This is a genomic window from Rhizobium changzhiense (genome assembly GCF_013087625.1).
Classification (GTDB): domain Bacteria; phylum Pseudomonadota; class Alphaproteobacteria; order Rhizobiales; family Rhizobiaceae; genus Rhizobium; species Rhizobium sophorae.
Genome location: NZ_JABFCQ010000007.1, coordinates 196681 through 209176, shown reverse-complemented (window position 1 = coordinate 209176; position 12496 = coordinate 196681). Strand labels below are relative to the sequence as shown.

General features: G+C 62.2%; 12 protein-coding genes. 4 read left to right on the top strand and 8 right to left on the bottom strand.

Annotated features, from left to right (window positions below; translation table 11 throughout):
* Positions 1 to 2: 2 nt before the first annotated feature.
* The 5 genes from G9X68_RS28455 to pehA form a co-directional block, all read right to left on the bottom strand.
* Positions 3 to 932, bottom strand: coding sequence for an ABC transporter permease (locus G9X68_RS28455; protein WP_171605232.1), 930 nt, complete (start codon positions 930 to 932; stop codon positions 3 to 5).
* Between the two features lie 3 nt (positions 933 to 935).
* Positions 936 to 1937: an ABC transporter ATP-binding protein gene (locus tag G9X68_RS28450; RefSeq protein ID WP_171605231.1), complete on the bottom strand. Its 1002-nt coding sequence runs from the start codon at positions 1935 to 1937 to the stop codon at positions 936 to 938.
* Complete coding sequence (locus G9X68_RS28445) at positions 1928 to 2935, bottom strand: ABC transporter ATP-binding protein (protein WP_171605230.1); 1008 nt, start codon at positions 2933 to 2935, stop codon at positions 1928 to 1930. The genes G9X68_RS28450 and G9X68_RS28445 overlap by 10 nt, the downstream gene beginning before the upstream one ends.
* Positions 2936 to 3125: 190 nt before the next feature.
* A complete protein-coding gene (locus G9X68_RS28440; RefSeq protein ID WP_027667137.1) occupies positions 3126 to 4760 on the bottom strand; it encodes an ABC transporter substrate-binding protein in 1635 nt (544 codons plus the stop codon).
* A gap of 34 nt (positions 4761 to 4794) precedes the next feature.
* Positions 4795 to 6339: a phosphoric/sulfuric ester hydrolase PehA gene (gene pehA / locus G9X68_RS28435; RefSeq protein ID WP_171605229.1), complete on the bottom strand. Its 1545-nt coding sequence runs from the start codon at positions 6337 to 6339 to the stop codon at positions 4795 to 4797.
* Positions 6340 to 6664: 325 nt separating this feature from the next.
* Here pehA and G9X68_RS28430 point away from each other — a divergent pair, with 325 nt between their 5' ends.
* The 4 genes from G9X68_RS28430 (at position 6665) to G9X68_RS28415 (ending at position 9595) form a co-directional block, all read left to right on the top strand.
* Positions 6665 to 7414: an AraC family transcriptional regulator gene (locus tag G9X68_RS28430; RefSeq protein WP_171605228.1), complete on the top strand. Its 750-nt coding sequence runs from the start codon at positions 6665 to 6667 to the stop codon at positions 7412 to 7414.
* Positions 7415 to 7541: 127 nt separating this feature from the next.
* Entirely contained in the window at positions 7542 to 8504 is a 963-nt protein-coding gene (locus tag G9X68_RS28425; protein ID WP_171605227.1) for an alpha/beta hydrolase, read from the top strand.
* 20 nt (positions 8505 to 8524) lie between these two features.
* Positions 8525 to 9049, top strand: a complete 525-nt coding sequence (locus tag G9X68_RS28420) for a nuclear transport factor 2 family protein (protein WP_171605226.1) — start codon at positions 8525 to 8527, stop codon at positions 9047 to 9049.
* Positions 9050 to 9094: 45 nt separating this feature from the next.
* Positions 9095 to 9595 (top strand): nuclear transport factor 2 family protein, encoded by a 501-nt coding sequence (locus G9X68_RS28415; protein WP_017957470.1) that lies wholly within the window; start codon positions 9095 to 9097, stop codon positions 9593 to 9595.
* A gap of 2 nt (positions 9596 to 9597) precedes the next feature.
* Here the strand turns inward: G9X68_RS28415 and G9X68_RS28410 are convergent, their stop codons facing one another.
* The 3 genes from G9X68_RS28410 to G9X68_RS28400 are packed head-to-tail and all read right to left on the bottom strand — an operon-like array spanning position 9598 to position 12391.
* Positions 9598 to 10668 carry an ABC transporter ATP-binding protein gene (locus G9X68_RS28410; RefSeq protein WP_171605225.1) on the bottom strand — a complete coding sequence of 357 codons (1071 nt, stop codon included), beginning with the start codon at positions 10666 to 10668 and terminating at the stop codon, positions 9598 to 9600.
* Positions 10665 to 11492 carry a carbohydrate ABC transporter permease gene (locus tag G9X68_RS28405; protein ID WP_171605224.1) on the bottom strand — a complete coding sequence of 276 codons (828 nt, stop codon included), beginning with the start codon at positions 11490 to 11492 and terminating at the stop codon, positions 10665 to 10667. Before G9X68_RS28405 ends, G9X68_RS28410 begins: the two co-directional genes overlap by 4 nt.
* Positions 11489 to 12391: a carbohydrate ABC transporter permease gene (locus G9X68_RS28400; protein WP_171605223.1), complete on the bottom strand. Its 903-nt coding sequence runs from the start codon at positions 12389 to 12391 to the stop codon at positions 11489 to 11491. Before G9X68_RS28400 ends, G9X68_RS28405 begins: the two co-directional genes overlap by 4 nt.
* Positions 12392 to 12496: the final 105 nt, after the last annotated feature.

Below are 12496 nucleotides of genomic sequence, written 5' to 3'. Positions count from 1 at the left end.
CCCTAATGCCTTGCCTGGTTGCTGCGCAGACGCGGGTCGAGATAGCCGTAAAGGATGTCAACGACGAAATTCGAAAACACCATGGTTGCTGCCACCAGCAGCAGGATGCACTGGACGACGGCGAGATCGCGGTTGGAGACGGCAACGACGAGAAGCCGGCCGACGCCCGGCCAGGAGAACAGCGATTCCACAACCACGGCCCCGGCGATTAGCGTGCCGACCATGAAGCCGGCGATCGTCACGATCGGGATCGCCGCATTCGGCAGCGCATGGCACCAGACGACGTTTCGCCAAGCAGTGCCTTTGGCGCTGGCGGTGCGGATATAGGGCTGGCCAAGCACCTCGATCATCGCGCTTCGGGCAAAGCGGGCAAGAATGCCGGCACCGCCGATGCTCATGGTGATGATCGGCAAAATGGCATGCATCCAGCTGTCCTGGCCGCCTGATGGCAGCAGGCCGAGCGTTACGGAGAAGATCAGCACCAGCACGAGGCCGAGCACGAAGCTCGGCATGGTGAAGCCGACCACCGCGCTCGCCATAACGGCGCGGTCGGTCGAGCTGTCGCGATGGAGGGCAGCGTAGACGCCAGCCGGAATGCCGATCACCAGCTTAAGGATGAGGGCCGGGATCGTCAGCTCCAGCGTTGCCGGAATGCGGTCGAGCACGAGCTGGATTGCCGATTGGCCGTCGCGCATCGAGATACCGAGATCACCGCGGGCGATCGCGCCGAAATAGCGCAGATACTGCACCCAGATAGGCTGATCGAGACCCCAGGCGGCACGGAAGGCGCGGATCGCTTCCGGCGGCGCTTCCGGACCCATGATCGTCAGGGCCGGGTCGCCGGAAAGGCGCAGAACGACGAAGGCGAAAGTCACCACCAGCACGATGGTCATCAGCGCGCGGAACGCCCTTATCAGGAAGAAACGGATCATGGCTCAGCTCTCCATGAGCGTTGAGACGGATGCGGGCGTGACGAGGTGGCAGGCAGCTTTGCGACCCGCCTCGATGGTGACGAGTTCGGGCGTCTCGACGCGACAGCGCTCGACCGCATGGCCGCAGCGGGGATGAAAGGCGCAGCCAGCAGGCCGGGCAGCGGGGTTCGGCGGTTCTCCCTGCAGGATGATACGGTCGCGCAGCGCCGTGCCGGGAACCGGAACGCTGGAGACCAGTGCCTGCGTATAGGGATGCAACGGGCTGCGAAAAATATCCTCCGAAGCTGCTTCTTCGACGATCCGGCCGAGATACATCACCGCGACTCGATCGGCGATGTTGCGTACGACCTTCAGGTCATGGCTGATGAAGGCCATGGCGATGCCGCGCTTTTCCTGCAGGTCGCGCAACAGGTTGATCACCTGCGCCTGGATCGAGACGTCGAGAGCCGAGACCGGCTCGTCGCAGACCAGAAGCTCCGGATTGGTGGCGATGGCGCGCGCGATGACGACGCGCTGGCGCTGGCCGCCCGAAAGCTCGTGCGGATAACGCTCCGCCTGATCGCGGCGAAGACCGACGGCGACGAGCAGTTCATCGACACGTTCGCGCCGCCCCTCCTCGCTTCCGACGGCATGGATGGCAAGCGGTTCGCCGATCTGAGCGCCGATCGAGATGCGCCGGTCGAGGGCTGCCAGCGGATCCTGAAAGACGAGCTGCATGCGCGCCCTCAGGCTACGCCAGCGCGGCGTTCTGAGTGCCGGCATCGCCTCGCCGTCGAAGCGGACGCTGCCTTCGGTCGGAGTTTCGAGCCCGAGCAGTAGCCGGCCCATCGTCGATTTTCCTGAGCCGGATTCACCGACGATGCCGAGCGTCGTCTTCGGTGCGACCGACAGTGAAACGCCGTCGACCGCCCGGACATGGCTCGGCTTTCCGAAGACGCCGCGGCGCACCGTATAGGTCTTGACGAGGTCGTTCGCTTCGATTAGCTGAGGTTCGCTCATGCCCATGCCACTCCCTGCTGTGCCTGCATGAGGTTCGGCTTCGATGCGGTGGCGCCGCCACTGAGCGGATGGAAGCAGGCGGTTGCACGGTCGTCGTCAAGTGCGACGAGCGGCGGCACCTTGTTATGACAGAGTTCCGAGGCATGGCCGCAACGCGGCGCAAAGGCGCAGCCGCCGGGCATCCGGCCGGGCTGCGGCACGGTGCCGGGGATCGGTATCAGCCGGTCGCGGCCGGCATCGATACGCGGAATGGCATCGAATAACCCGCGCGTATAGGGATGGCGCGGCGACCGGAACAATGATTCCGTCGGGCATTTCTCGACAATGTTGCCGGCATACATGACGCAGACGCGCTCGCAGATCTGCGACACCGCCCCGAGATCATGACTGATGAAGACGATCGCCATGCCGGTTTCCTCGCGGATCGAAATCAGAAGATCGAGGATCTGCGCCTGGATCGTCGCGTCCAGCGCCGTCGTCGGCTCATCGGCGATCAGCAGATCAGGATTGCCGGCGAGCGCCATGGCGATCATCAGCCGCTGGTTCTGGCCACCGGAAAATTCATGCGGAAAATTGTCGAAACGGCGCACCGCGTCGGGAATGCCGACCATTTCCATCAGCCGGACTGCCTCGTTGCGGGCGGCCCTGCCGGTCAGCCCGCGGTGCAGTTCGACGGCTTCGGCGATCTGGCGCCCGGCGCGGATGACAGGGTTGAGCGAGCTCGACGGATCCTGGAAGATCATGGCGATGCGGCCGCCGCGTATACTTTCGAGCTTCGTGCGCGACGCGCCGATCAGCTGATCGCTGCCGAGACGCACACTGCCGGAGACGGAAGCCTTTCCAGGCAGGAGCCCGAGTGCCGCCAGCCAGGTGACCGACTTGCCGCAGCCGGATTCGCCGACGAGACCCACCGCCTCGCCCTTCCCGATTGCCAGATCGACGCCGTGCAGGACTTCGACGCCGCTGAACGCGACCTTCAAATTGGAAATTTCGACCAATGACATTTCAGCCTTTCCTTCTTGCATTCCCGCCGGCCGTCAGATCCGAACGAGAGCATGATGTCGTCTGAAAACCGCTCACACTTTTCGGCATCATGCTCGTGTCTGTCGGGCTGGCCTGGTTTCCGGATAGCCGGTGCACCAAATGGCAGCGAGCCGGAGTTTCCCCCGGCTCGCTGATGTCGTCAGATCTTGATCAGGACCAATTGCCCTGGCGGAAGTCCATGGCAAAGGCCGATGCGGCCTTCCAATTGATCGACTTCGACTTGGCGGTGAAGACGGCGTTCTGGTGGAGAACGGTATAGGCGGGGTCTTCGCGCTCGCAGATCTGCAGCATGCGGGCGAAAGCGTCATGGCGCTTGGCGCGATCGGTGCTGGTCTCGAGGAAGGTCGACAGCGTGTTCATCTCGGCGTTGGTCCATTCGCCGACCTGTTGCTGCTGGCCGTTCGGACCGTGCTGGGCGACGATCGAGGAAACCGGATCGGGGAAGCTTGCGGAGTTCGACCAGTCGCGGACGGCGCGCGTCGGCGTCTTTTCGAGGATCTGCTGCCAGTTTTCCTTCATCTCGATCTGCACGTTGAGGCCGACCTGCGCCCACATTTCGACGAGGATCTGCGCCGTCGGGGTCTGGTTGGTATAGTAGTTGTTCAGCAGGCGATACGGGATCGGATCGCCCTTGTAGTTGGCTTCCTTGAGGAGCTGGCGGGCGAGATCAGGATTGTATTCCGGCACGGTCCAATCCTTGACCAGCATGTCGCCATAGAAATCCCACTGCAGGCCGGCCGGAACGCGCGTGCGGCCTGCCCAGAGCGAGTCGACGATCGCCTGACGGTCGATGGCATGCGTGAAGGCGCGGCGCACCAGCGGGTTGCCGAGCTGGGCATGGGTCTTGTCGAACACGGTCAGGCGGTGGTTGGTGATGATGCCGCCCTGGACTTCGAAGGCAGCGTTCTTTTCGATGCCTTCGATCTGGTCCGGCGGGATGTCGCTGGCGAGGTGATATTCGCCGGACAGCAGGCCATTGACGCGCGAGGCGACTTCCGGAACTTCGACGAAGCGGATCTGCTTCACCGGAGGACGGCCGCCCCAATATTCGTCATGCGCTTCGTAGATCAGGTAGGTGTCCGGCTTGAACTCGGCGACGCGGTAGGGACCGGTCGTGATCGGTGCGCGGGCCCAGTCGAGATAGCTCTTTGCCTCATCCCAGCCGCGGCGATTGGCGATGGCGCTGGCGGCAACTGAGATGCGGCCTTCCATCGTCACGTCAGGCGAACCGTTGACGAAGCGGACGGTATATTTGTCGACGATTTCGATGCCGAGCAGGGCTGGCCAGATACGGCGGGCGACGGCTGGAATTTCGACCGGCAGTTCCTTGCTTTCGCGGCCGAGCGGGTTCTTTTCGGTGACGAAGATCGTCTTGCCGGTGCTCGGCTGCGTATCGCCGAACATGCGTTCCTTGCTGAAGGAGAAGGCGACGTCTTCGGCCGTCATCTCGTCGCCATTGTGGAATTTGACGCCCTGGCGCAGTTTCAGCTCGACGGTCTTGTCGTCGATACGGCGCCATTCGGTGGCGAGCGACGGAACGGCCGAGAGGTTGCCGAGCCAGTCGAGGCCGATCAGGCTTTCCCACAGCGACGAATTGAAGATGCGCTGGCCGACATTCGACTGTTCGCGCAACGTATCCAGCGTGTTCGAGTTCGAGATCTTCTGGACGGCGATGGTGATCGAAGGACGGTTGTCGGCCTGGGCGATGGAAAAGCGCGGCAGGATCAGCGAGCTGGCGACGCCGGTGGCAAGGCCGAGAGCACCGCGACGGGTGAAGGTGACCATGGGAATATCTCCTTGGGTTCTCTGGTAAGTCGGATCAATGGCTGCGTTCGATCAGGCCTTCGGGGCCGGAGCGATAATGGGTCAGGGTTCTGTCGGCATGTTTCAGGCGCCAGGAGAGCGCCTTCTGCGCATAGTCCCGCACGAGCGCGGCATAGGCCGGATCGTCGGCGAGATTGGTGAATTCGTTCGGATCGTGCTGCAGATCGAAGAACAGCGGCGGCAGCGCTGCGAAATGAACGTATTTGTATCGCTCGTCCTGGATGACGCAGAGGCTGCAATCATTCATGCCGAGGCCGAGGAAACTCTGCGACTCGGAATAATAGACATCGCGGAAGTCGTATTCGTAGTGCAATTCGGTACGCCAATCCTGCGGCCGGCCCTCGCTCAGGAAGGGCAGCAGCGACAGGCCGTCACAGGCGTGCGGGATCTTTCCGCCGAGCCAGTCGAGAATGGTCGGCATGACGTCGATGCTCTCGGTGAAGCCGCTTTCGATCGCACCGGCGCGTGCATTTTCGCCGGCGTCCTTGATGACCAGCGGAATGCGGAAGCTCGGATCGTTGTAGCCGATCTTGCCGAGCAGGTGATGATCGCCGAGCTGCTCGCCGTGGTCGCTGGTGAAGATGATCAGCGTATCGTCCCACTGTCCGGTCTCATCGAGATAGTTAAAGACCCGGCCAAGGCAATCGTCGACCTCGGTGATCAGGCCGCAATAGGTTGCGCGCATCTGGCGCAGTTCCGCTTCGTCGAGCGTCGCACCTGACCCTTCGGCGCCCTGGAAGAAGGAGCCGCGGCGGATGCTGTCGACATAGAATTTCATCAACGGATGTTGTGCAGCCTCAGTGTCCGGGTTGGACGCGCGGATTGGCGCCGGCATGTCTTCCGGCCGGTACATGGCATGATAGGGAGCAGAGGCGACGAAGGGCGGATGCGGCCGGTAATAACCGAGATGCAGGAAGAAGGGCTTGCCGTCGCGGCCCTTGAGATAGGTCAGCGCCCGCTCGGTGAAGAAGGTCGAGTCCGAAAATTCCTTCGGAATGCGTGACGGACGGTCGGTGGCGCCGGCAACGGCATCTTCGCCCTCGGGCAGCCAGATATCAGGACGATGCTCCGGCAGCTCGAAGCCGTTCTGTGCCACCCAGCCGAAATAACCCTCCATATTGGGCTCGAAGGCGCCGACTGGATGGAAGCCGTCCATCAAGTCGCCAAGCACCCTGAAGCGCGGATCGTTTGGCGAAGTGGTGCGCGGATCCGGCACCGTCGTCGTATAGCCGATCAGCGCCGGGTCGTAGCCGACGCCGCGCAACGCCTTGCCGAGGTTGAGGTGGCGCTGGTCGAGCGGCACCGTGTTCTGCACGGCGCGATGGTTCATCAGATAGAGGCCGGTGAGCAGGCTCGCACGGGCCGGGCCGCAGGGAACGCAGGTCGTCACATGGTTCCTAAAGGTCACGCCCTCGCGACAGAGCCGGTCGAGATTAGGCGTCTTCAGGAAATCGTTTTTCCCGTCGGCACGCAGAACGTGCGGAACGAAATCGGCTCGCCATTGGTCAACGACGATGATGAGAACGTTTTTCTTTCGCATGGAGCCCCCATTTGTGCGGGGCTGTTTGAACCGCGATTATTGCAGCGCGATGACCACTTTTTCAACGTTCCATGACATTGAACGGATCGTGGGTTTCTTCGCGTTTATTCCATGGGCGTCATAAAATTGTAATACTTGCGACACAACAGCCGTTCACCGCGTGAGGCGGCTCCCCGGCTCTCGCTATCGGGCTTTCTTCGTCTTGCGGCTAATAACAATTGCTTTCCGGCGCCAAGGCAGCCGAAATCTGCATGGTTGAATTCCCGGCGTGACAAATTAGATTTGTCCCATGAGCGGACCGCGAGGAGTTTCGAGCGGAGATTGGTTGACGGCGGGCAGGCTGGATCTGCCTGCTGGCGGTGGTGCGTTCGCGATTCCCCGGCTGGCCATCGGCTTATTTCTGGTTGATCAGGCCCGGCACCGCATCGCCGTCGGTTCCGATCGTAAGCGGGTCGTGCCGCTGCGTGCCGGCGACGGCTGGATTCTGCCGGCCGGTTCGTCGGGCACCTGCGAATATGACGATAAGCTCTCGTTTCTGAGGGTGGATCTGTCGGACGCCTTGCTCAAGGATGTCGGTTTCGACAGGGCCGTCTTCAATCCCGTCGTCGGCAGCCTCGATCCGCTGCTGGTTCAATTCGTCCGTCACGCGGCCTCTCTTCGGGATGCACCGCAATCCCTCTATCGCGATACGATGCACCTTGCGGTTGCAGCACATTTAGCTCAGCTGCTCTCGCCTGCCCCGCTGTCATCCATTGGGGTCGAGGACCGGCGGCTGCGCCGTGCACTGGCATATATCAATGACAATCTTGCCGAGGATCTTTCCCTTGACGACATGGCTTCCGAGGCGGCAATGAGCCGGTTCCATTTCGTGCGCATCTTCACCGCGGCGCTCGGCACGTCGCCGCTACAATATGTCATCCGTGAGCGAATGGAACGGGCCAAGGTGCTGCTCAGGACCACGGGCGTTCCGGTTGCCGCCGTCGCCATCCGCGTGGGTTATGACGACGTGTCCCGCTTCGGTCGGCATTTCAGGCGCAGTACAGGGCTCACGCCGGCAGCGTTTCGCAGACGATAGCGCTCCGACCCAGAATGACAATAAACACATAATAAATGCCAAGTATCGCTCCGGCGCCTGCGCGCCGATGCTGCGAAACTCCTCCTCGTACCTGATTAAACCGGCGGTGACGGCGAGGAAATCTTCGATGAGACTATCGACCCTTTCTGCAATTGGGGCAGCCCTGCTGCATTCGACGGCTTTTGCGGCCGGCATCGAGACGCGTCCCGTCTCCTTCCAGAACGAGGGAGTGACGCTTGCCGGCACGCTCTATCTCCCGGCCGACTACAAGCCGGGCGAAAAGCGCCCCGGCGTTCTGGTGACTGGCGCCTGGACCTCGATCAAGGAGCAGATGTCCGGCCTTTACGCGGAGGAGATGGCCGAGCGCGGCTTCATTGCCCTCGCCTTCGATTTCCGCGGCTGGGGCCAGTCTGGCGGCAATATCCGTTTCAAGGAGGATCCGGCGGCCAAGACCGATGATATCGTGGCGGCGGCCGACTTCATGGCAACCTTGCCGGAAATCGATGCCGGCAAGATCGCCGGTCTCGGCATCTGCGCCTCGGCCGGTTATATGGCGGCGGCGGCTTCGGGCAATCCCGATTTCACCGCCATATCGCTGGTGGCGCCTTGGCTGCATGACAAGGCGATCGTCGAGCGGATCTATGGCGGCGCGGACGGCGTCGCCAGGCTGATCGCCACGTCCCGCGAGGCTGAGGAAGCCGAGCGCAACGGCCAGCCCCGGATGATCGTTGCCGCAAGCGCCAATGACAGCACGGCGCTGATGTACCAGATCCCCTATTATACCGAGCCCACTCGCGGCCTCACCCCGCAATATGACAACAAGTTTAATCTCGCCTCCTGGGAGCCATGGCTGACCTATGACTCGGTTGCCACCGGTGACCGCCTCGACAAACCGACGCTGATCGTCCACTCGGAAGCGGCCGCCGTTCCGCAAGGCACACATGCCTTTTTGGCGCGCCTTCATGGTGATGCGTCCGAAATCTGGCTCGACGGCGTCACCCAGTTCGACTTCTACGACAATCCCCAGCATGTCACGCGGGCGGCCGATGCCGTGGCCGCGCATTTCGAACGGATCAACAGAGGCTCCTGATAGCTGACAAGGAGATGACTATGAAAACCCTCGTTCTCACCGCGGCAGCCGGCGTGTTGCTGGCGTCGTTTACCACCAGGGCCGAGCCGATCGGTCCAGACGACCGGGTGGCCATCATCGATGCCATTACCGACATTGCCGCTGGCGCCGACCGCCACCAGTGGGACCGCGTGCGCGGCGCCTTCGCCGACACGGTGACGCTGGATTACACCGGCCTCTGGGGCGGCGAGCCGACCACCCAGCCGGCCGAAGCCGTCATCCGGCAATGGTCTGCCTTTCTGCCGGGCTTCGATCGCACGCTGCATCTCGTCAGCAACCACGCCATCATCGAAAGTGCCGGCCCGACAGCGGTGGCCGAGGCCGATTTCCAGGCAGTCCATCGGATCGGCGCGGAGAGCTGGGTACTGATGGGACATTATCGATATGACCTCACCAAGATCGACGGCACCTGGAAAGTCTCCCGGCTGGTGATGACGCCCGCCCACGAGACCGGCGACCGGACTCTGGTCAACAGGGCCGCGGAACGCGCCGGGCAGCCGGGCTGATCCGGCCTGCCACTCTCATTCCAATATACCTTCAAGGAGATCCGCATGCGCAGACCATCGCTCGTTCGAGCACTCTTCGTTTCAGTCGCACTCTTTTCCGGAGGAACCGTCATAGCCGCAAGCCCGGAAGAAAACCGCAAGGTCATCACCGACTACTACGCCGCCTACGGCAGCGGCGACATGAGCCGTGTCGCCGCGTTCTTCGCCGACGATATCGAATGGCACATTCCCGGCCATCATCCGCTGGCCGGCGTCAAACGCGGCAAGGAAGAAGTGGCGGCATTCTTCCAGCAGCTGGGCAAGGCCGGTTTCCGCGCCGAGCTGATCGCGTTGACGGCCGACGAGTACTGGGTGATCGACATGCATCGCGGCTGGTCGGGACGAGACGGCCTGGCCAATGTCGACACCATCTGGGTGCTCGCCTTCCGCATCGAGAACGGCAAGATCAAAGAGGCGCGCAACTTCTCCTATGATCAGGCGGCCGCCGACACCTTCTTCTGGCAGGCCTACCCGCTGAAACCCCTGCCCGACCGGCTGCTCGAATGAGCTTATACCAGGTGATTCGTCGACGCGTCGAAGAGATGGATTTGGTCCGGATCGACCGAAAGTCCGATCATATCTCCTGCCTTGACCCTGTCGCGGCGCGTCTCGACGATCGTCAGTTCCGGCTGGGTCTCTGCGACGATGAAGGTTGACGAGCCGGTCGATTCGACGAAGGCGATCGGCACATCGAAGCTGCCATGTCCAGGCTCGACGACGCCGATATGCTCCGGCCGGATGCCGGCGATGAGCTTACGCCCAGGCTCGATGGCGCGGGTGATCGCAAGCGTCTGCTTCACTGCGCCGAAATCCAGGATAAGGCTCTTGCCGCCTTCCGCGGCAATCGCGGGAATGAAATTCATGGCCGGCGAACCGATGAAACCGGCGACGAAGCGGTTTGCCGGGCGGTCGTAGAGGTCCAGTGGCGCACCCTGCTGTTCGATGATGCCATCGCGCATCACCACCACATGGTCGGCCATCGTCATCGCTTCGACCTGGTCGTGCGTGACGTAGACGAAGGTTGCGTGCAGCCGGTCGTGCAGCGACCGGATTTCCTTACGCATGTGGACGCGGAGTGCGGCGTCGAGGTTGGACAGCGGCTCGTCGAACAGGAAGGCCTTGGGATGGCGGATGATGGCGCGGCTCATGGCGACGCGCTGGCGCTGACCGCCGGAAAGCTCGCGCGGATAGCGCTTCAGGAGATGCGAAAGACCTGTCGTCGCCGCCACGTCCTCGGCGGCCTTTTTGGCCTCTGCCTTGGCAATGCCGCGGATGCGCAGGCTGTAGGTCAGGTTCTCCTCGACCGTCATATGCGGATAGAGCGCATAGGACTGGAAGACCATCGCGACGTCGCGCTTGCGCGGCGGCACGCCGTTCATCAGCTCGCCGGCGATCCTGAGATCGCCCGACGAAATGCTTTCGAGGCCGGCAAGTGAGCGCAGCAGCGTGGACTTGCCGCAGCCCGACGGGCCGACAAGTGCGACAAAGGTGCCCTTGGCGATCGAAAGGTCGATGTTCTTCAGGGCGTGGAAGGCGCCGTAATATTTGTTGACGCCGCTGAGCTCGATCTGCGTGGTCATTTGAGGGCTCCAGAGGTGAGGCCGGATACGATGCGGCGCTGCAAGAGAACGAAGATGGCGAGGATTGGCGTCACATACATCGTGGCGTAGGCCATGATGTTGTTCCACTCGTTGGTGTTCGGCCCCATGAAGGAGTTGAGGCCGACGCTTGCCGGCTGAAGCTCGGCCGCCTGGATCATCGACTTCGAATAGACGAATTCGCCGAAGGCCTGCATGAAGATCAGGATGGCGCTGACCAGGATGCCGTTGCGGGCGAGTGGCAGCACGATGTTGAAGAAGGCGCCGACGCGTGAATTGCCGTCGACGAGTGCCGCTTCCTCCAGTTCCTGGGGAACGCTCATGAAGGTGGCGCGCACCAGGATGACGAAGAAGGGCATGCTCTTTGCCGCGACCGCGATGATGACGGCAAGGCGCGGAGTGGAAAGCAGACCGATCTGCGAGAAGCCGACGAAGATCGGCGTGATCATCAGCGATGCCGGCAGGACCTGCAGCATCAGGATCAGGAACAGGCCGATATCCACCCAGACGTTGCGGTATCTGGCGAGCACATAAGCGCAGCCGACGCCGAGCAGCGTGATGAGCGCGACGGAGCCGAGAGCGATGACCAGCGAGTTCCAGAGGTAGCGGCCCATATTGCGGCTTTCCCAGACAGCGGCATAGGTGCCCCATTGGGGTGCCGCCGGCCAGAAGCTCGGCGGCGTCGCGAACATCTCCGAGCCGCTTTTCAGCGCGGTGATGTACATCCAGTAGAGCGGGAAGAGATAGATCGCCGCCATGACGATCGATATGGCGAGCATCAGGCGGTCGCGGTTCGTCGTATTCATCCGCGCACCTCGTGGCGCGTGGACCGGACATAGACGACCGACGCGAACATGACGAAGACGATCATGATGACGGAGATCGTCGCGCCCTTGGCGAAGTCGTATTGGCGGAAGGAGAGATCCCAGGCCCAGTATTGCGTGACATTCGACGAATTGTTCGGCCCGCCCGACGTGATCGCGGCGAAAAGATCGAACTGCTGCAGGGTGAAGATCAGGCCGAGTGCGATGATGGCACCGATGGTCGAGCGCATCATTGGCAGCGTGATCGTCCAGAAGCGCTGCCAGACATTGGCGCCGTCGAGTTCGGCCGCCTCAAAGAGATCGGCAGGAATGCCGGCGAGGCCGACGGAGAGCAGGATCATGTTGAACGAGGTGCCGAGCCAGATATTGGCGATGATGACGGCATAGAGCGAATAATGCGGGTCCGAGCGCCAGAAGATGTTGCCGGAGATGATGCCGCTTTCTTTCAGGATGAAGTTCAGCACGCCGAAATCGCCTGAGAGAATCCAGTTCCAGATGGCGCCGACGACGAGGCCAGGCATGACCCAGGAGACGAGGAACAGGCCGCGCATCCATGAGGCGCCGGGAAAATTGACCCAGAAGAACAGCGCCAGGCCGAAGCCGATCAGGAACTGGCCGGCGATGGAGCCGGTGACGAAGATGACGGTATTATAGAGGATCGGCAGCGTTTCTGGCTGCGCGAAGAGGTCGGTATAATTCTTGAAGCCGACGAAGGGACGCGAGAAGGTGCCGAGGCTGAACATGTCGACCTCCTGGAAGCTCATCACGACATTGTAGATCAGCGGCAGCCCCGCCATCAGGAACAGAAAGCTGAGCGGGAAGGCGACCAGCACGATATCGAAACCGCGACCGTCCCTGACGCTCATCAGGATCCTTTTCATGCGTCCTCCGATGCTCCGAACGGGGCCGCCTGGCGCATGATGCGGAAGACGGCCCCTGCCGGGAGGAAATGATGAGATGAACCGAGGTTCATCCGGTTAAAAGAC